General features: G+C 69.1%; 19 protein-coding genes. 6 read left to right on the forward strand and 13 right to left on the reverse strand.

The features are described from left to right. The 9 genes from JWN68_RS14320 to JWN68_RS14360 form a co-directional block, all read right to left on the reverse strand. Positions 1-233 (reverse strand): acyl-CoA dehydrogenase family protein (locus JWN68_RS14320; RefSeq protein ID WP_297740063.1); only part of this gene is annotated, 233 nt, incomplete at its 3' end. Positions 234-324: 91 nt separating this feature from the next. Next, the gene (locus tag JWN68_RS14325) at positions 325-1419 is read right to left on the reverse strand and encodes a hypothetical protein (protein WP_297740065.1); all 1095 of its coding nucleotides are present in this window, start codon (positions 1417-1419) and stop codon (positions 325-327) included. A gap of 3 nt (positions 1420-1422) precedes the next feature. Continuing rightward, positions 1423-1617 carry a DUF6752 domain-containing protein gene (locus tag JWN68_RS14330; RefSeq protein WP_297740067.1) on the reverse strand — a complete coding sequence of 65 codons (195 nt, stop codon included), beginning with the start codon at positions 1615-1617 and terminating at the stop codon, positions 1423-1425. Beyond that, positions 1614-3197 carry a class I SAM-dependent methyltransferase gene (locus JWN68_RS14335; RefSeq protein WP_297740069.1) on the reverse strand — a complete coding sequence of 528 codons (1584 nt, stop codon included), beginning with the start codon at positions 3195-3197 and terminating at the stop codon, positions 1614-1616. The genes JWN68_RS14330 and JWN68_RS14335 overlap by 4 nt, the downstream gene beginning before the upstream one ends. Positions 3198-3204: 7 nt before the next feature. After that, positions 3205-4080 (reverse strand): glycosyltransferase family 2 protein, encoded by an 876-nt coding sequence (locus JWN68_RS14340; protein WP_297740071.1) that lies wholly within the window; start codon positions 4078-4080, stop codon positions 3205-3207. After that, complete coding sequence (locus JWN68_RS14345) at positions 4077-5159, reverse strand: hypothetical protein (protein ID WP_297740073.1); 1083 nt, start codon at positions 5157-5159, stop codon at positions 4077-4079. Before JWN68_RS14345 ends, JWN68_RS14340 begins: the two co-directional genes overlap by 4 nt. A gap of 128 nt (positions 5160-5287) precedes the next feature. Next, positions 5288-7267 carry an endonuclease/exonuclease/phosphatase family protein gene (locus JWN68_RS14350; RefSeq protein WP_297740075.1) on the reverse strand — a complete coding sequence of 660 codons (1980 nt, stop codon included), beginning with the start codon at positions 7265-7267 and terminating at the stop codon, positions 5288-5290. Between the two features lie 160 nt (positions 7268-7427). Beyond that, complete coding sequence (locus JWN68_RS14355) at positions 7428-8867, reverse strand: phospholipase D-like domain-containing protein (protein ID WP_297740077.1); 1440 nt, start codon at positions 8865-8867, stop codon at positions 7428-7430. 86 nt (positions 8868-8953) lie between these two features. Further along, entirely contained in the window at positions 8954-9349 is a 396-nt protein-coding gene (locus tag JWN68_RS14360) for a hypothetical protein (protein WP_297740078.1), read from the reverse strand. A gap of 103 nt (positions 9350-9452) precedes the next feature. On the opposite strand from JWN68_RS14360, the gene JWN68_RS14365 reads away from it, so the two are divergent. The 4 genes from JWN68_RS14365 to JWN68_RS14380 are packed head-to-tail and all read left to right on the forward strand — an operon-like array spanning position 9453 to position 12750. After that, positions 9453-10724 (forward strand): CBS domain-containing protein, encoded by a 1272-nt coding sequence (locus tag JWN68_RS14365; protein ID WP_297740079.1) that lies wholly within the window; start codon positions 9453-9455, stop codon positions 10722-10724. After that, positions 10721-11248, forward strand: coding sequence for a DUF1003 domain-containing protein (locus tag JWN68_RS14370; protein ID WP_297740081.1), 528 nt, complete (start codon positions 10721-10723; stop codon positions 11246-11248). The genes JWN68_RS14365 and JWN68_RS14370 overlap by 4 nt, the downstream gene beginning before the upstream one ends. A gap of 32 nt (positions 11249-11280) precedes the next feature. Continuing rightward, on the forward strand, positions 11281-12426 hold the full coding sequence (locus tag JWN68_RS14375; RefSeq protein ID WP_297740083.1) for an Mrp/NBP35 family ATP-binding protein: 1146 nt from the start codon (positions 11281-11283) through the stop codon (positions 12424-12426). Positions 12427-12429: 3 nt separating this feature from the next. Further along, on the forward strand, positions 12430-12750 hold the full coding sequence (locus JWN68_RS14380; RefSeq protein ID WP_297740085.1) for a sec-independent translocase: 321 nt from the start codon (positions 12430-12432) through the stop codon (positions 12748-12750). A 9-nt stretch (positions 12751-12759) separates the two neighbouring features. Here JWN68_RS14380 and JWN68_RS14385 read toward each other — a convergent pair whose 3' ends face one another. After that, positions 12760-13305 carry a hypothetical protein gene (locus JWN68_RS14385; protein ID WP_297740087.1) on the reverse strand — a complete coding sequence of 182 codons (546 nt, stop codon included), beginning with the start codon at positions 13303-13305 and terminating at the stop codon, positions 12760-12762. A gap of 128 nt (positions 13306-13433) precedes the next feature. On the opposite strand from JWN68_RS14385, the gene JWN68_RS14390 reads away from it, so the two are divergent. Both JWN68_RS14390 and JWN68_RS14395 read left to right on the forward strand, forming a co-directional pair. After that, on the forward strand, positions 13434-14087 hold the full coding sequence (locus JWN68_RS14390; RefSeq protein WP_297740089.1) for a LysM peptidoglycan-binding domain-containing protein: 654 nt from the start codon (positions 13434-13436) through the stop codon (positions 14085-14087). A 20-nt stretch (positions 14088-14107) separates the two neighbouring features. Then, on the forward strand, positions 14108-14617 hold the full coding sequence (locus JWN68_RS14395; RefSeq protein ID WP_297740091.1) for an Rv3235 family protein: 510 nt from the start codon (positions 14108-14110) through the stop codon (positions 14615-14617). A gap of 10 nt (positions 14618-14627) precedes the next feature. On the opposite strand, the gene secA is transcribed toward JWN68_RS14395, so the two are convergent. The 3 genes from secA to JWN68_RS14410 all read right to left on the reverse strand — a co-directional run. Beyond that, a complete protein-coding gene (gene secA / locus JWN68_RS14400; protein WP_297740093.1) occupies positions 14628-17498 on the reverse strand; it encodes a preprotein translocase subunit SecA in 2871 nt (956 codons plus the stop codon). A gap of 77 nt (positions 17499-17575) precedes the next feature. Then, complete coding sequence (locus JWN68_RS14405; protein ID WP_297740095.1) at positions 17576-18796, reverse strand: crosslink repair DNA glycosylase YcaQ family protein; 1221 nt, start codon at positions 18794-18796, stop codon at positions 17576-17578. A 16-nt stretch (positions 18797-18812) separates the two neighbouring features. Next, on the reverse strand, positions 18813-19168 hold a 356-nt coding region (locus JWN68_RS14410; protein ID WP_297740097.1), incomplete at its 5' end, for a response regulator transcription factor.

Consider the following 19168-nt stretch of genomic DNA (forward strand, 5'->3'; position numbering starts at 1 on the left):
ACCACGAGGGCGTAGGAGAGCAGCGACTCGCCGAGGCCGCCGTACTCCTCGGGGATCCTCAGGCCGAAGATGCCGAGCTCCTTGAGCCCGTCCACGATCTCCTGGGGGTACTCGTCAGCGTGCTCGAGCTCGGTGGCCACCGGGATGATCTTCTCGTCGACGAACTGACGCACCGCCTTGAGGATCTCCGTCTGGTCCTCGGTGAGTCCGTCGGTCTGGCACAGGCGACCCATGGGGCGTCCCTTCGTTCGAAGCTCGGTTGCTACTGAGGAGTAGTTTAGGTGCGGAGGATTACTGCGGGCCTGCCGGCGGCCATGAGAGTGGTCACACGCCCCGGATCGCCTGTCTCAGTCTCGCGAGCCGGGTAGGAACCTCGGCAGGCGGGGTGGCGCGGTCGGCGCGGCGCTGCAGATCGCCCAACAGGGTGGCGACGAGGTCCAGCGCCACGTCCGCGACCTCCGCGTCGGTGACCGACTCCGGGTTGCGCCGGGGCGGCAGGTCGTCGGGCACCAGCAGCAGGTCCACGTCGCCGACCACGTCGTACGCCGCAGCGCGGACCAGCTCCACTGCTCGGGCACCCCGCCGGCGGGCGTCCTCGACCTGGTCGGTCGCGGGCCAGAACGGCTCGCCGCCACGCGGCACGAGTCGCTCGTCTGCCAGGAAGGAGCGCAGCCACACCCCCCGGGCCCGGGCGTTGTTGAAGCCCTTGAGCCGCTCGTTGACCCGGCGCAGCGTCTCCGCCTCAGCCACCCCCATCGAGGAGTTGGCGAACCCGCGCGAGCTGTCGCACGTCGCGGGATCGATGCCCAGCACTCCGGCGAAGCGCTCCCACAGCACCTCGCGCCCGGACCCCGCCGGCGCGGGAGTGATCAGGTGCAGCCGCTCGGGCGCGACGGCGGGCGCCCACCGCCGGAGCACGAGGCCCAGGTCGAGGGACCGCCAGTCCCACACGTCGCGGGGGTCGTCGGACTCACTGCGGCCGTAGTCGGCCAACGGCGTGGTGGCCTTGTTCTTGAGCGACTCCTGCCAGCTGCTGGCGAGCAGGCCGAGCGGGTCGCGAGCGGTGATGACGACGTGGACCTCGGCCGGGGCGAGCTGCTCGACCATCCGCTGCGCCTGGGCGGCCGACGCGGCACAGAAGAACTCGTGGCTGATGAGCGCGTTGCCGTCCCAGTCGGCGATGTCCGCCAGGACCCGCTCCCACGCCTGGGGGGCGTCGGGTCCCCGCCGGGCGACGCCCGGGTCGTCGCGCACGATCATCGAGGCGAAGAGGTGGTCGCTCTTGCGCGCACCCGGCAGCAGCAGCCCGGCATCGCGCAGCTGCTGGCGACCCGGCCACGAGATCGCCTGCAGGTAGGACGTCCCGGTCTTGGGCAGCCCGATGTGGACGAAGACCTGGGTGCTGGCAGAGATGGGCACGTCCTAGGAGCCCAGCTCGTCGACGTACTGCTGCAGCTTGTCGGGGTCGGCACCGGGTAGCAGCTCGGTGACGAGGTCGAGCAGCTCCGCGAAGCGCTGGTGCAGCACCGCCCCCTCCTCGACGCGGGTCGCCAGGGTCGCGACCTGCGACTCCAGCTCGGCCACGCGGGCCTCCAGGTCCTTGGACGACTTCCTCATTGCCACTCCACCTCCAGGCGGCAGGACCGCCAGCTCATGCCCTTGGACAGCTCTTCGCCATAGCCGTAGTCGATCGGCTGACCCACGAGGTCGACCCGCTCGGTGACCACTCCACCACGAGCGACGACGTCGGCGCTCACGGCCGCGACGTCCAGCGCCCGGGTCAGCGAAGGGCGGCCCTCGCGGTCCTCGATCTCCTCGGTGAGGAACTCCAGGTGCACCCGGTCGCCGGGACGCAGGACCATGGAGACCAGTCGCCAGAAGTTGTCGACGCCGTACGGCGACGTCGAGTCGACGAGGTGGCGCGCGAGGACAGTGCGCGGCCCGGGGCGCGAGGCGAGCAGCGCCCCCCACGACAGCACGTGCCGCAGCTCCAGCAGGTTCATCGTGCGCAGCTCCAGCGGCCAGCCGCGCTCCTGCGCCGCGTCCCGGACGAACTGCATCGCCACGTCGGAGTAGTCGAGGCCGACCACCTGCCGGCCCTGCTTGGCCAGCCACCGGGCGTCGCGACCCCGACCGCACCCGACGTCGAGGACCCACGCGTCCGGGTCCTCGCGCTCGTGCAGGTGCCGGGAGATGTCGTGGGGCGGCTGGTACGGCGGCAGCAGCCGTGCCAGGCCGTAGCGGTGGTCCCAGGCCGCACGATGCAGGCGCGTGCCGCGGAACCACTCGTCGAAGCGGCGTTGGACGTCCGGGTCCTTGACGTACTGGAAGGCGGGGTCCGGCACGCGCCAGCCAGGACCGTAGGTGGCGGCCAGGAGCCGCTCAGGATCCGCCGGCGCGGGCAGCTCGCGTCCGTCGAGCCTCACCGTGCCGAGCGGGAAGATCCACTCGCGCTCATAGGGCTCCCAGATCTCGCCCAGCACGGCCAGGTGCCCCTCGGCGAAGAAACCGCCGAAGACGTCCAGCCCCCGCACCGACCCGTCTGCGTCGGGCACGTCGATCTTGAAGGCTCCACCGCTGTGGCGACTGGTGGCATAGCCCCGGCGCTCGACGGCGCGCTGCACGCGGTGCGACTCGCGGATCACGTCGATCGGGTGGGTGTGTCGGCTGACGTAGCCGACGTCGGCGTCGTTGTCGTGGCCCAGGAAGGTCCCCTCGCGCACCGCCCCGAGCAAGGTGCCGTAGGCGGGGAACGCCTCCAGCTCCTGCTCGTGCAGGAGGGCGAGGACGGTCTCGAGGGCGTCGAGCAGCGGGGCGAGCTCGCTGCGGTCCTTGGTCTCGAAGGTCTTGACCAGCTTGCCGTACATGTCGATCCCGAGCGGTGCGCCGTCGCGGCCGACCACGGTCAGCCGGCGGTCCTCGGTGCCGAGCCGGACCTCGTCGTCGAAGACCGAGGTGCCGTCACCAAGGACGAGGCCGAGCCGGGTGGTGCCTTCGAGGTGCATCGTGAGCCGCTCCGGCCAGGCGATCCGCCGCCGCGGCCCGTCGACCGAGCTGTCGCGCACCGACCAGAAGGACCAGATCCGCCGGCCGTCGAAGGAGAGGTTGCAGAGCACGTCGTCGGTGGCCACGAACGTCAGGCCGTCGTCGTCGACCCGCACATCGCGGATCGCGGGCGGACCCCCGGAGCTGGTCATGCCGCGATCACACCCGGCCGAGGAACCGGTCCGGGATCCGCACGAACGGGCGGTTGCGCATGGCCTGGACCTGGCCACCGCCGACGGCGCGCCAGATGTCGGGGGCGGTCTGCTCGACGATGCCCGGGAGCTTCTGCAGCGGCGGGCCGAAGGGCTTGACCGCGTCGTGGTCGATGTCGGCGGTGATCTCGTCCAGGAGGTCGACCATGTCGCCCCCGCTGCGCTCCCAGCTCGTCCGGGCCGCGCGCCCGTCGGTGCGGAACATCTCGTGGCGCTTGTCGGCCACGGCCTTCAGGTGGTCGCGGTCCGCGAACTTCATGTGGAACATGAACAGCTCCGGGTCGACCTCGAAGGGGCACCGGATGCCGTGCGACGCGAGCGCCCAGTTGGCGGGCTCCCACTTGAGCGAGGGCTTGCACATCAGCGGCAGGAACTTCGCCAGCCGTCGCTGCCCCAGGATCGGCTCTCCGTCGACCAGCGCTGGCTCGTTCGCCACGTCATGGACGAGGTTCAGGCCCATCACCCCGACGGCCCGACGGTCCGGGCGGGCAGCCACGAAGTGACGGAGCGACTCGTGGATCTTGGGGTCCGCGACGATGAACTCGTCGACGTCGCAGAAGATCGATGCGTCGTACGCCTCAAGCAGGCCGGCCGAGAGGCCGCCGAGCAGCCCCATGCGGGCGGGCTCGAACGACTTCTTGGTGAGTGGTGGGATCCGCAGCACGGGACACGGCAGGTCGTCGGTCGACCCGTCGGAGCTGTTGTCGTCGACCACGAGGAGGTTCTCGGCTCCCACCTCGCGCGAGTAGTGGTCCACCCAGCGCCTGAGCATCGTGCCCTCGTCGCGGGCCATGGTGATCACCGAGACGTTCGGAAGACTCATGAGTTCCCTCCCTGGGCGCGGCGCCGCGCATTGCGGCGACGCAGCCGCTGGCGGTGCTTGTCCTCGCGCTCCATGCTGATCTGGGTCATCCGGGCCAGGCCCTCCATCGCGGCGTCGAGCTGTTGGTGCACGGAGACCTGGTCGGGATGGATCCCGCGGACGGGCTGGGGCAGCAGCTCGTCGAGATCCCCGACCACCCGGTGCCCCTGCGCGCGCAGCGCGGTCACCTCTGCGGCTCCTCGCTTCATTACCCAGCGCTCGTCGAGACCCAGGGTCGGCTCGCCCTCCCGCGCGACGAGTCCGCGCTTGGTGAGCAGGTGCTTGACGAGCAGGTCGTAGAACCGGTGGTCGGCGGCGGGTGTGCCGTCCCGGGACAGGATCTCGTTGAGGTGCCGCAGGGTGATCGCCGTGGCCAGGCCGATGGACCGGTTGGCGCGCACGTTGAGCTCGAAGGCGGCCGGGTCCAGCTCGAGGACCTGCGCGAAGCGCTCCCACAACAGGCTGCTCGACGCCCCCTTGGGCGGCACGGTCATGACGGTGAAGTGCTCGGGGCCCACGACGTCGCTCCAGCGACGGGCGATCGTGGCCAGGCCCTGGTGGTTCCAGAAGTTTCGGGCGACCGGCGAGGCCTTGTCCTCGGAGCGTACGGCGGCGAGGTAGCCGTCCCAGGTGACGGCAGAGCCGTTCTGCACCGACTCCAACCACATCGCAGCGATGTTGCGAGCCAGGTCGCGTCCGGTCAGGACGACGTCCAGGCGACCGCGGAGGGCGTCGCGGATGATCTCGATCTTCGGAGTCATGCGGGGCGCGAGGAACTCCATCGAGACCACGGCCGTGCCGGGGGTGGCGTTGATGTCGTCGACGAGCCGTTGCCACGGGCCGGTCGGGTCCAGCGGGGGCTGCTTCGGCCCGCCGTGGGCAGTCAGGTCCTGCACGGCCGCCACCTGGTCGCGCCACTTCTCGCCGGCGAAGGAGATGCCGTGGTGGGCCAGGGCGTCGCGGTTGTTGCCCAGGACGTTCTGGATGAAACTGGTGCCCGACTTCATCGAGCCGATGTGGAGCACGACGCGCTCAGCCACGCGAGACTCCCTCCCCTTGATCGGCACCGTCGCAGCCGGCCCCGGTTGACCGGTAGTGCGGTGTTGCCCGGTGCTGTCCGGTGCTGTCCGGTGTCGACCCTATCGAGTCGGCCCGTCGCGTCGCAGGCTCAGGGCAGGCGGACGTCGACGAGGGCCATGTTGTGGTCGGTGACGAGGCTGAGCAGCGGGGGCCTGGTGTACTCGAAGTTGTAGTAGGACGCCTCCGGCGTGCCGAAGATCCAGTCGACCCGCATCCGGCTCGGAGGGTTGGTGCACTTGCCGGTGGCGTCGTTGTAGCTGCCGCCGAACGGGCTGACGAGGTCGGTCTTCTCGAGGACCTTGCACACGATCTCTCGCTTCTCGTTGAAGTCTCCGACGTAGAAGACCGGGGTGCCGGTGGCGCGCAGCTCGTTGATCTTGGCGACCTGCACGTTGACCGCCCGCTGACGCTTGAAGGCGTAGTCCCAGGGGGCGTTGTGCACGTTGATGACGTAGATCTCCTTGCCCGTCACCCGGTGCCGCAGCTTCACGATCGGGCGCGGCAGCTCCTTGCTGATGAACTGGTTCATCATGGTGGTCGCCTCGACGAGCTCCCACACGCTGGTGCGCCACCCCATGGCCGCTTCGGCGGAGTCGTCACCCGACTCGGGTCGCGGGTAGACGTCCCAGGTGCCGCGCGCGGCCTTGAGGAAGTGGAACATCTGGTCGGAGTTGGCCTCCTGCATGCCCATGATGTCGATCGCGCTGGCGTCGAGCTGGTCGGCCATCCAGCTCATGCGGGTGGTGGCCGGGCCGAAGGCGTCGTCGTGCGCGTAGGCACGCGTGTGGCCGTTGCCCAGGGCGTTGACGGTGGCGATGCGGAAGTCCGTGACGTTGGCAGGGTCGGTCGGCGGGAGGGGCTCCACCTCGGCGGGCGAGGGGCTGCTGATCAGGGTGCCGTTGCCGAGCTGCGCCCGGTCGTTGCCGCCCCAGCAGATCGGACCGGTGCTGGCGAGGCCGCAGACATGACGCCAGCCGCCCTCGATCTGGGACATGCCCGTCGGACCCGCCACGGGCTCGGTCGTGAAGGGCGCGGTCCCGTCGCCGATCAGTCCGTAGGCGTTGTTACCCCAGCACCAGACCTGGCCCTTGTCGTCGAGCAGGCACGAGCCGCCCTCGAAGGTGGTGATGTCGACGGCCTTGCGGTTGCCCGTCACGAGCTGGGGGGTGGCGATGGTCGTCACGGTGCCGTTGCCGAGTGCGCCGTACGTGTTGCGACCCCAGCAGTAGACCGCGCCGGCGGTGGTGCGCGCGCAGGCGTGGGTCCAGGAGGTCGAGACCTCGGCCCAATTGTTGGACGTGCCGACGCGCGCCGGCCGGTCCTTGCCGGTGAAGGAGCCGACGCCGAGCTGGCCGAAGAGGTTGCCGCCCCAGCACCACAGCGAGCCGTCGGTCTTGGTGCCGCACACGAAGCGGCTGCCGACGTGGACCGAGGCCCACTTGCCGCCGGGCAGCTTGACCGGCTTGGCCGACTGCTTGGCCTTGATCTTGCCCAGCTGGCCGGCCGCGTTGTCGCCCCAGCAGTAGAGCTTGGCCTGGCTCGTGATGCCGCACGTGTTGAACCAGCTGGCATTCACGCTCTGCCACTTCGTCTTCTTGCTGACCACCACCGGCTTGGCGCGCACCTTGGTGGAGCCGTCGCCGACCTGGCCGCGGTGGTTGACGCCCCAGCAGAAGAGCTTGCCGCTGTTCTTGATGCCGCAGGTCGAGGCACCGCCGCCCGACACGCTGCGCCACTTGCTGCCGCCCATGACACGTTGCTGTGCCATCACGTCCGGCCCGACCTTGCCGTCGCCCAGCTGGCCGTACTGGTCACGACCCCAGCAGACGAGCGAACCGTCCCCGGGGAGGTGGCACCCGTGCTCACCGCCGCTGGAGAGGGTCTCCCCCGCGTTGCGCCGGTTGCGGACGGGTGCCTGTCGGACGTCCTGAGATGGCACCGACGACGGGGCAGCGGATTGCACCGCGCTCACCTGGACCGACCCCGCACCAGCACCGGCGGGCGCGGTCAGGGCGAGCGGCGTGAGCATGCTCGCGAACAGGGCGATGAGGGCGACGGACGCCTTCATGGCAACCTCCGGAATAGACAGCACAGAGCACAGGGCAACATCAGTAACACCAGTCACGGTAGTTCACGAATGCAACAGGGGCCAGACCGCGACCGGCCTGGCCCCTGCAGTGGTGACGCACGAACGAGCCTCGGAGTTGTCGAGAACGACGCAGACCTGCTCAGAGAGCGGGCTTCATCGCTCCCATGCCCATCTCCGCCCGGATCTGGGCGTAGGGGTCGAAGCCGGCGCGCTGGCGCAGGATGATCTCCTTGATCAGGTTCTGACCCTGCGGCGGCGGGTTCTTGTAGAGGTAGTTGATGAACCTCGAGTAGTCCTCCTCGAGCTCCTTGCTGCGGATGATGAAGCCCTGCTCGTCGGACAGCGTGCTCATGCCCGACCAGTTGGCGCTGCCCTGGTAGACGATGTGCGACGAGCGCTTGCCGTCGTAGTTCCCGGAGATCGTCAGCGCCTTCATGTGGATGTAGCGGTCGACGTACCCGTCACCGTTGGTGTCCTCGAGGATCGTCTTCTTCGGGATGTCCTCGAGGTTCTTGCGGGACAAGTTGTTCAGGACGCCGTAGACGAGCTTGATCCTGCACCCACGCTCGTGCAGGTTGCGGAGCTTGCCGGAGACCGCGGAACCCGGCTTGCCGTTGAACACGGCCTGCGAGACGCGGATGACTGTGTGCCCGTCCTTGCCGGCGTCCCCGACGGCGCCGTTGCACTTCACCTTGTCGAGCATCTTCATGACGTTGTAGTTGCTCAGCTTGCCCATGTTGGGGAAGAACCAGCCCGAGTAGTTGCCGTCCTCGAAGGTGTAGAACGCCTTCTTGATCGGCTTGTCGCGCGACATCTGCTTGAAGACCCTGGTGTAGTTGTCCCAGGTCACCTGACGGTTCGAGATGGTGAGCAGGTCGTTCCACTGGACGTACGCCGCAGCGTCGGTCAGGTTGGCCGAGGTCGACATGACGACGTTGTCGACGCCGCCCGTGCGGCTGAACATGAAGAACTTGCCGTGCTGGATGCCTTCCTTGCCGCGGCACGAGTTCAGGCAGGTGCGGAACCAGCTGGTCATCTCCGGGTCGCGCTTCTCGTTGCCCTTGGCGAGGGCGTCGCGGGTGCGCGGGTAGAAGCTGCCCGGACCCTGTGACTTGGCCAGACCGTTGGCCATGATGATCCGCACGCTCACGCCGCGCTTGTGGGCGGCGATGATGTCGCTGACGAAGAGGGCGTTGCTGTAGTTCCACGTCACCAGCCGGATCTGCGAGCCCTTGGGGCTGTTGGCGATCGCGTGGCGGATGTAGCGGTTGATCTTGTGGGACTTCTTCGCCTGGCGGGGCTCGTTGAAGCGCACTCCGTCCTTGGGGCTCCACCTGCTCTTCGGCTGCGGGGGCTCCTCGGTCGGCGTCGTGGTCGGGACCGGGGTGGTCGGCGCCGGGGTCGTGGTGGTCGTCGGCACCGGCACCGTGGGGGTGGGCGTGGGTGTCGGCGCGGGCGCCGTCGCGGTGGGACTGGTCCTGGCAACCTGCGCCGGCTGCTCGAAGGCATTGGCCTGGGTGGCGAGCGTCGTCAGCGGCGCGATGACCGCCAGGACGGAGGCTGCGACCGTGATGGTCATGCGTGACTTCATGGTGATGACTTGTCCCCTTGGTGTGAACGTGGGCGTGCCATGGGTGTGATGTCGGCGACGCGGGATTCGTTGTCTCAGGCTTGGCAGGCAGCCAGGATCTGCTGGTATTCCTCGCTGGTCTCCAGGTCGCCGGCATCGGTGATCCGGTTGCCCTTGATGGCGAAGAAGCGGCCCTCCTGCTCGAGGAACTTCGCGCCGTAGCCACAGGTGCGCTTAACCGGCTTGACGGTCACGCCATCGGTGGTGCACGCCGTGTAGTCCTTCGGGAGGTCGGCCCCGTCCACCCACACGTCAGCGCACTCGGGCAGTGCGCTCGGCTCGGCAGAGGTGCTTGGCGACTCGGACGTCGGCTGCGAGGTGGGGTCGGCTGCCGTGTCGTCGGAGCCGGACTCGCTGCCGCATGCCCCGAGCACGGTCGCAGCACACAACGCCACGAGCACGGAGGCGATCTTGGTCCCCAGAGTTGCCATGGTCCCGATGGTAATTGACATCGCGGGTGCAGCCACATCTTCCGCGACTCCGGCCCGTCGCGTCGGGCGTCGACAGGCGCCGGCCCCGGTAGCCTTGCGTGCCATGAGCAGCAAGCCGACCAGGGTCTATCTGGCCCGTCTCGTGGGCCTGCCGATCTTCGACCCCCAGGGTGACCAGGTCGCCAAGGTGCGCGACATCGTCGTGGCCCTGCGCACCGAGGCACACCAGCCGCGGGTGCTGGGGATGGTCGCCGAGGTCTTCGGGCGACGCCGGATCTTCGTGCCGATGACCCGCGTCACCCACATCGACAGCGGGCAGGTCTACACGACCGGCCTGCTCAACATGCGGCGCTTCGAGCAACGCTCCACCGAGACCTTGGTCATGGGGCAGATGCTCGACCGGCGGGTGACCATCAAGGACACCGGCGTCCAGGGCACGGTCTACGACGTCGCTATGGAGCAGGCACGCAACCGCGACTGGGTCCTGTCGAAGGTCGCGGTGCAGGAGCCGTCCAAGGGCTTCCGCCGCAGCGGCCAGACCCACACCGTGGACTGGCGAGACGTCGAGGGGCTGAGCCGGCGCGAGGAGACCCAGGGCGCCACCCAGCTGATCGCCGCGCTCAGTGAGATGCGCCCTGCCGACGCAGCCAACGTCATCCACGAACTCCCGCCGGAGCGACGGTCCGCGGTCGTCGCCGCCATGGGCGACGAGCGCCTCGCCGACGTGCTGGAGGAGCTGCCGGACGAGGACCAGGTCGACATCCTCGAGCACCTCGACTCCGAGCGCGCCGCCGACGTCCTGGAGGAGATGTCCGCCGACGACGCCGCCGACCTGATCGCCGACCTCAGCCCGGAGACCGCCGCCACCCTCCTCGGGCTGATGGAGCCGGACGAGGCCGAGGACGTGCGCCGACTGATGTCGTACGCCGACGAGACGGCCGGCGCCATGATGACGCCCGAGCCCGTGATCCTCTCACCCGACGCCACCGTCGCCGACGCCTTGGCGCACGTGCGCAACCCCGAGCTCACCCCCGCGCTCGCTGCACTGGTGTACATCTGCCGGCAGCCCCTGGAGACGCCCACCGGCCGGCTGCTCGGGGCAGCGCACATCCAGCGACTTCTGCGGGAGCCACCCTCGACCCTGGTCGCAGCCGCGCTCGACGAGTCCATGGACCCGCTGCGCCCCGACGCGACCATCGACGAGGTGGCGGCCCACCTGGCGACGTACAACCTCGTCGCGGCGCCGGTCGTGGACGAGGAGGGACGCCTCCTCGGCGCGGTGACGGTCGACGACCTGCTCGACCACATGCTGCCCGACAACTGGCGCGACCGAGCCGTGCGGCCCGGACCCATCGGAGGAGGTAGCGGTCGGTGAGCGAATCCCGCGCCCGCGTGCGCCTCGACCAGCCCCGGGAGACGAGCCGCAGCCTGGTGCGCCGTCCGACCTACGACTCGGACGCATTCGGCATCTTCGCCGAGCAGTTCGCCCGGTTCATGGGCACCGCGCAGTTCCTGATGTACATGACGCTGTTCGTCATCGTCTGGATGCTCTGGAACACGCTGGCGCCCGTCGAGCTGCGGTTCGACAGGTTCCCCTTCATCTTCCTCACCCTGATGCTGAGCCTCCAGGCGTCCTATGCGGCCCCGCTGATCCTGCTGGCCCAGAACCGCCAGGAGATCCGGGACAAGGTGATCGGCGAGCAGGACCGCCAGGCCAATGCCCGCGCCCACGCGGACATGGAGTTCCTGGCCCGTGAGGTCGCCTCGTTGCGCATGGCGGTGGGCGAGGTCGCGACCCGGGACTTCCTGCGATCCGAGCTCCGCGGCCTGCTCAACGACATCGAGGACCTGGGTCAGGGTGACGAGGACGACAGTCCGGATGCGCGACCGCCGGGCTGAGGCCACCGCCGGACTCGTAGACTCTCCCCATCATGAGCACCCCCACTGTCGAGCAGATCACCACTGCTCTCGCCCAGGTCAACGACCCGGAGATCAAGCGTCCCATCACCGATCTCAACATGGTGGAGTCCATCACCGTCTCGGAGACCGGCGACGTGGCCCTCACGGTACTGCTGACGGTGGCGGGTTGTCCGATGAAGGACACCATCACCCGCGACGTGACAGCGGCCGTCCACACCGTCCCGGGCGTCGCCTCGGTCGACCTGACACTGGGCGTGATGAGTGCCGAGCAGCGCTCCGGCCTCCAAGAGGTCCTACGCGGCGGTCAGGCGCAGCGCGAGATCCCCTTCGCCCAACCTGGCTCGTTGACCAAGGTCTTCGCGATCGCCAGCGGCAAGGGAGGCGTCGGGAAGTCGTCGGTGACCGTCAACCTCGCCATCGCGATGGCCAAGCAGGGGCTCAAGGTCGGTGTCCTCGACGCCGACGTCTACGGCCACTCGATCCCGGCGATGCTCGGCATCGCCGACGCGCGCCCGACGCAGGTCGAGGACCTCATCATGCCCGTCCCCACCCCGAGCGGGGTCTCGGTCATCTCCATCGGCATGCTCAAGCCCCGCCGTGACCAGGTGGTCGCCTGGCGGGGGCCCATGCTCGACCGGGCGCTCGTCCAGATGCTGTCCGACGTCTACTGGGGCGACCTGGACGCGCTGCTCCTCGACCTTCCGCCCGGCACCGGCGACGTGGCCATCTCGCTGGGCCAACACCTCCCCAACGCCGAGGTCGTGGTCGTCACCACGCCCCAGGAGGCGGCTGCGGAGGTGGCCGAGCGTGCCGGCACGATGGCCTCGATGATGCACCAGCGGGTCGTCGGGGTCGTGGAGAACATGAGTTTCCTGACCCTGCCCGACGGGTCGACCATGGAGGTCTTCGGCAGCGGCGGCGGCGACCGCGTGGCACAGACCCTGTCGCAGCGCTTCGGCTACGACGTCAAGGTCCTCGGTCGGATCCCCCTCGACCCGTCACTGCGCGAAGGCGGCGACGTCGGCAAGCCCATCGTCGAGTCCGACCCGACCGCACCTGCGGCTGTGGTGCTGACTGCGGTGGCCGACGCCCTGGCCGGGCGCAGCCGAGGCCTGGCCGGCATGCAGCTGGGCCTCACTCCGAGCGCGAAGTTCTGACCTGTGTTCGACATCGGGCTCCTCGAGCTCGTGGTCATCGCGCTCGTCGCGATCGTCGTCTTCGGACCCGATCGCCTGCCGGACCTTGCCAAGCAGGCCGCGTTCATGCTGCGCAAGGCCCGCAAGATGGCCCACGCTGCCCGCGACGAGCTGCGTGACGAGCTCGGTCCCGAATACGCCGATCTCGAGCTCCGCGACCTCGATCCGCGGGCGATCGTTCGGCGCCACATCATCGAGGCGATGGAGGACGAGGACGAGCGCCCCGTCGCCGAGCCCGCCCTGGCCGAGGGCCAGCTTCCGCCGTACGACGTCGACGCGACCTGATCTGCGCCGCTAGTCCCGGCTCTGGACGGCGCTCACGGCGTCGTAGGCGACCAACACCAGCGCGTCGCTGGGAGTCCGTATCTCCAGGAAGTCCGCTCCCACCCGGCAGACCACGGCCTCGTGCTGCGCGCCGTCGACGAGGTGGACGACGCACCGCAGCTGCGACTCGGCCAACCGGCGCAGCGCTGAGGCGAGGCCCAGCTTGTGCAGAGGGGACCAGGCGGCCTCCGGCACCGAGCGGACCGAGGCGCCGTGCACGACGTGGATGAGGCGCGTACGCACGATCCAGTCCTGGGCATGGCCGCTGACCAGGCACCAGCCGGTCCCGACCCGCTGGAGCTCACCTTCGACCCGTCCCACCCCCGCCACGTCCAGGCTGATCCGCATGCCGGTGCTCGCCACCAGGCGCGACTCGAGGCTGACCTGCCGGTAGGCGGCGCGGCCGCGGTCCACCAGCTCGGCATCGCGATCGAGCTCGTAGAGCGCTGCCGCCTGTCCCTCGAGGTCGTCGAAGAGAACGAAGAGCTGGTCGTCCCAGGACGGCTGAGGAGGCATCGCCCAACTCTAGCGGTCTGTGCACAACCAGTTGACGACGACCACAAAGACCCTTTCAATGAGTCAAACGGACGCAAACGGAAGGTTCGGCGATGTCTCGGGACAGCTCTTCCAACCCTGCACGGCCCATGGTGGTGTGGCTCCTGGTCTCCGCAGCCGTCGCCGGCGCCGGGCAGACTGTGGGCCGGTCGGCGGAGTCCCTCATGTCAGAGCGGGTGTGGACCGGCACCTTCGACGAGCTGCTTGTAGCAGTCGCCTCGGCTGCTCTCGTCGCCTGTGCCTGCTGGCTGTGGGTCATCACCACATTGACCGTGCGAGACCTCGTGGCCGGCCGCACGTGCTCGGCGGCGGGCCTCACGCGGCGGATCGTCCTCGTTGCCTGCGGAGTCGTCGTCGTGGCCGGCGTCTCCAGTCCGGCCCTCGCCCGAGGCGGCGCCGACGAGCCGGTGCTCGCGGGCCTGCCGATGCCCGACAGGGCAGTGGCAGGCGCGGCGATGGGGCCGGCACCGGAGCCGCGGCCCATCACTGCGCCCCGACCGGCCGTTCGACGTACGACTCCGGTCCCGGCCACGACGGAGCCTCCCGGACCCATCATCGTGCGCTCCGGCGACTCGCTGTGGTCGATCGCGCAGGCCGACCTCGGGCCGGGTGCCGGGCTCCACAAGGTGGACGAACGATGGCGAGCCCTCTATGCCGCGAACCGGGGGCAGATCGGCGACGACCCAGACCTCATCACCCCGGGCCAGCAGTTCCGCCCGCCCCTGTCCGAGCACGACCAGTGACCGACCCGAAAGGCACGCGCATGCCCATGGCACCCGTCATCCCGATCCGTCGACCCGTCCCGGCCGCGAGCGTCCAGGGCTCGCTCGCCCTCCACCTGACCCCTCGTCTCGATCCACCCGAGACGAGGCCCGCCACCGCCTGCCAGCGTCGCATTGACGTGGTGAGCGCCGAGCCCGGCGAACGGATGGCCCTGGACCGCTTCGCCCACGCGTTCCTCGTCCGCGCGACCGAGGTCGCCTCCGGAGACCGACCGGTGACCCAGCTCCTGCGCCAGTCCGCCCCGCGGGTCTACGAGGACCTGGCCCGCCGGGCCCGCCTGGTCTCGGCCGCCGCTGGCACGCTCCCGTCCCGGGGCCGCGGCAGGGGCGCGGTCCGCCCGGTGCTCCGGACCATGCGGACCAGCCTCGTCTCGGCCGGTGCGCTCGAGGCCTCGGCCCACGTGCGCTACGGCGCGCGGTCGCGAGCCATCGCCGCCCGGTTCGAGGTTCTCGACGGCCGCTGGCAGTGCGTCGCCCTGGAGTGGGCCTGACCTTTGCTGCTCAGCCGCCCACGGTGGCGTGCCCGGAGGCCCCGCCGGGAGCTCCGTGGCACTTCTTGTACTTCTTGCCCGACCCACAGGGGCAGTCCGCGTTGCGACCCGTGCCGGCGAAGGGATCCTCGTCGACCGACCCGTTGGTGACCTCCGCGTCACCGTCCTCGCTGGGCGCGGAGTAGGCCAGGTTGGTCGGCTTCGCCTTCCGCTCCAGGCCCTTGGCGCGGATCTGCGGGGCCGGGTCGCCCTGGGTCTTCCCCTGCGCCTGCGCGAAGTCGATCTGCGGCGTCGTCGGGTCGAGCGTGGGTGCAGCTGCCCGGTCGGACTCGGTGAACGTGTGCTCAGCGGCCTCGTCGCCCGGCTCGATGCCCGCCTCGGCGTCCTGCTCGACCTCCACCTGCAGGTTGAACAGGAAGCCGACCGACTCCTCCTTGATGCCGTCCATCATCGCGGCGAACATGTCGAAGCCCTCGCGCTGGTATTCCACCAGCGGGTCGCGCTGCGAGTAGGCGCGCAGACCGATGCCCTCGCGCAGGTAGTCCATCTCGTACAGGTGCTCGCGCCACTTGCGGTCGAGGACGGAGAGGATCACGCGCCGCTCGAGCTCGCGCATGACCTCCTCGCCCATCTCCGCCTCGCGACGGTCGTACGCCGCCTGGATGTCCTTCTTCAGGTCCTCGATCAACGCCTGGCGGCTCAGGCCGGAGCGGCCACCAGCAGCCTTCACGACGCTCTCCGCGGAGAGCTTGGTCGGGTAGATCTGACGCAGGGCCGTGAACAGGCCGTCGAGGTCCCAGTCCTCGGCGTAGCCCTCGGTGGAACCGATGACGTAGCCGGTGATCACGTCGTCGATGAACGTACGGATCTGCTCCTCGAGGTCCGCACCCTCGAGCACGCGACGGCGCTCGCCGTAGATGACCTCACGCTGCCGGCTCATCACGTCGTCGTACTTGAGGACGTTCTTGCGGGACTCGAAGTTCTGGGCCTCGACCTGGCCCTGGGCGCTGGCGATGGCGCCGGTGACGCGCTTGTTCTCGATCGGCACGTCGTCGGGGACCTTCAGCACCTGGAGGACCCGGTCGACCCAGTCGGACTTGAACAGGCGCATGAGCTCGTCCTGCAACGACAGGTAGAACTGCGACTCACCCGGGTCGCCCTGCCGCCCGGAGCGACCGCGGAGCTGGTTGTCGATGCGTCGGGACTCGTGCCGCTCGGTGCCGATGACGTAGAGCCCACCGAGGGCCTTGACCTCGTCGTGCTCGTTGCCGACCTGGGCGTGGATCTTGTCGACCATGGCCGGCCACGCAGCGTCGTAGTCCTCGGCGTTCTCCACCGGGTCGAGCCCCTGCTTGCGCAGCTCCTGGTCGGCGAGGAAGTCGACCGAGCCTCCCAGCATGATGTCGGTGCCTCGACCGGCCATGTTGGTGGCGACGGTGACCGCGCCCTTGTGCCCGGCGAGGGCGACGACCTTGGCCTCGTCGGCGTGCTGCTTGGCGTTGAGGACGGTGTGCGGGACGCCCTTCTTCTTGAGCAGTCCCGAGAGCAGCTCGGACTTCTCGACGGACACGGTGCCGACGAGGATCGGCTGACCGAGGGCGTTGCGCTCGGCGATGTCGTCCACCACGGCGTCGTATTTCGCCTCTTCCGTCCGGTAGACGAGGTCGCCCCGGTCGATGCGCTTCATCGGCTTGTTGGTCGGGATCGGGACCACGCCGAGCTTGTAGGTCTTGTCGAACTCCGAGGCCTCGGTCATGGCCGTTCCGGTCATGCCGGAGAGCTTGTCGTAGAGGCGGAAGTAGTTCTGCAGGGTCACGGTGGCGAGGGTCTGGTATTCCTCGCGGACCGTCACCCCCTCCTTGGCCTCGATCGCCTGGTGCAGGCCGTCGTTGTAGCGACGTCCCGCGAGCATCCGGCCGGTGTGCTCGTCGACGATGAGCACCTCGCCGTCCATCAGGACGTATTCCTTGTCGTTGCGGAACAGCTCCTTGGCCTTGATGGAGTTGTTCAGGAACGAGATGAGCGGGGTGTTGACCGAGTCGTAGAGGTTGTCGATCCCGAGGTGGTCCTCCACCTTGGTGATGCCGGGCTCGAGCACGGAGATGGTGCGCTTCTTCTCGTCGACCTCGTAGTCGACGTCCTTGCGCAGCGACTTGGCGATGGTGGCGAACTCGCCGTACCACTTGACCTCGTCCTGGGTCGGGCCGCTGATGATGAGGGGGGTCCGTGCCTCGTCGATGAGGATCGAGTCGACCTCGTCGACGATCGCGAAGTGGTGGCCGCGCTGGACGCAGTCCGCGATGTCATCTGCCATGTTGTCGCGCAGGTAGTCGAAGCCGAGCTCGTTGTTGGTGCCGTAGGTGATGTCGGCGGCATAGGCGACGCGGCGCTCGGCCGGGCGCATGCTCGGGAGGATCACACCGGTGGTCAGCCCCAGGAAGTGGTGGATCCGGCCCATCCACTCGGCGTGGTACTTCGCGAGGTAGTCGTTGACCGTGACGACGTGGACGCCCTTGCCCGCCAGGGCGTTGAGGTAGGCCGGCAGCGTCGAGACCAGGGTCTTGCCCTCACCGGTCTTCATCTCGGCGATGTTGCCGAGGTGGAGTGCCGCGCCACCCATCACCTGGACGTCGTAGTGCCGCTGGCCGATGACGCGGTTGGCGGCCTCGCGCACGACCGCGAACGCCTCGGGCATCAGGTCGTCGAGCGTCTCGCCCTTCTCCAGCCGGTTCTTGAACTCCTGCGTCATCCCGCGGAGCTCCTCGTCGCTCATCTTGACGAAGTCGTCCTCGATGGCGTTGACCGTCTTGGCGATCGCCTCGAGCTCGCGGAGGACCTTGCCCTCGCCGATGCGGAGGAGCTTGTCGATGATGGCAGGCACGGTGATGGAACTCCGTCATGAAGATTGATGAGACTGGACAATTCAGGAGAGAGACGGCTGGATGGCCGTCGATCATGCTACCCACGCCACCCAGCGACAGCAGAGGCGGCGGCCAGCCCGGGCGCAAGATCCCCGCGCGGCTCCACCACGATGATCGTCAGCCCCAACCATCCGGCCAGCCGCACCAGCTCGCCAGCCAGCGCGTCAGCGGTCTCCGCCGGCGCGGTCTCCTCGGCGTACGCGCCCTTCACCAGCAGCCGGCCACCCGCACGGTCGGCCTTGAGGTCGACCCGGGCCACGATGGCGTCTCCGAGCAGGAACGGCAGCACGTAGTAGCCGTGGACGCGCTTGTGGACCGGGACGTAGATCTCGATGCGGTAGTGGAAGCCGAAGAGCTGCTCTGCGCGGTCGCGCTCCCACACCACCGGATCGAACGGGCTGAGCAGCGTGCAGGCCTCGACGCGTCGCGGCAGCTTTGCCGCCGCGTGGAGGTACGCCGGCTTCCCCCAGCCCTGCACCTGGACGGGCTGGAGCTCCCCGGCCCCCACGAGCGACTCGACGGCAGCCTTCGTGTCGGCCACCGGCATCCGGTAGTAGTCGGCAAGGCAGCGCACGGTCCCGACCCCGTGCGAACGAGCGGCGCGGCGGACCAGCTCGAGGTCCGCGTCCGCCTTCGTCGGCGTGGGCAGGGCCAGGACGTGAGTGGGAAGCACGCGCTCGGGGACGTCGTACAACACCTCGAACTGGCTGGTGCGGCCGGCGATCGCCACGTCACCCACGAGGAAGAGGTAGTCGAGGACCTTGCGCGCGTCCGACCAGTTCCAGCCCCAGTGGTCCTTGGTCCGCGGGCCGCTGAACTCCTCGTCGAGCGCTCGGGCACTGACCGGCCCGCGGTCGCGCACTGCGGCGAGGACCCGGGGCTCGAGATCGGGGTCCGCCGTGAAGCCCCACTTCCCCCGGTCGGCGCGGTAGACGTCCATGCGGTGCTGCATGACCGGCCACAGGTCGACCGGCATGAAGGTCTGGACGTGCGCCCAGTACTCCACCAGGCGACGAGGACGCTGCTGCGAGGCCCGCCGCAGGAGGTCGCGGTCGTAGGGCCCCATCCGCGAGTAGAGCGGCATGTAGTGGGCGCGCTGCAGCACGTTGACCGAGTCCACCTGGAGGACCCCGGTGTGTCCGAGCGTGCGTTGCAGCGTCGCCATCGACGCCGTGGCGTGAGGGCGGGCGGTGAAGCCCTGGGCCGCCAGCGCGACGCGGCGGGCCTGGACGTTCGACAGTGACTGCAACGGTGTCATCGACGGGCCACCGAGGTCAGGGAAGGTCGAGCAGCTTTTCCTTCATGGCATACATCACGGCTTCCATCCGGGAGTGCAGCTGCAGCTTCTCCAAGATGTTGCGCACGTGGTTCTTCACGGTGTTCTCGGAGATGAACAGCTCCTTGGCGACCTCGCGGTTGTTCAGGCCCTTGGCGACCAGCCGCAGCACCTCGAGCTCGCGGTCGGTGAGCTTGAGCGCAGTGCTCCGCTCCTTGTTGGGCTTGGACATCTGCTTGAACTCGTCGATCAGCTTGACCGCCATCGACGGGCTGATCAGCGACTGGCCCTCGTTGACCACGCGGACCGCCTGCGCCACCTCCTCGATCGAGGAGTCCTTCAGGAGATATCCGG

This window comes from Nocardioides sp., from assembly GCF_025964975.1.
Lineage (GTDB): Bacteria > Actinomycetota > Actinomycetes > Propionibacteriales > Nocardioidaceae > Nocardioides.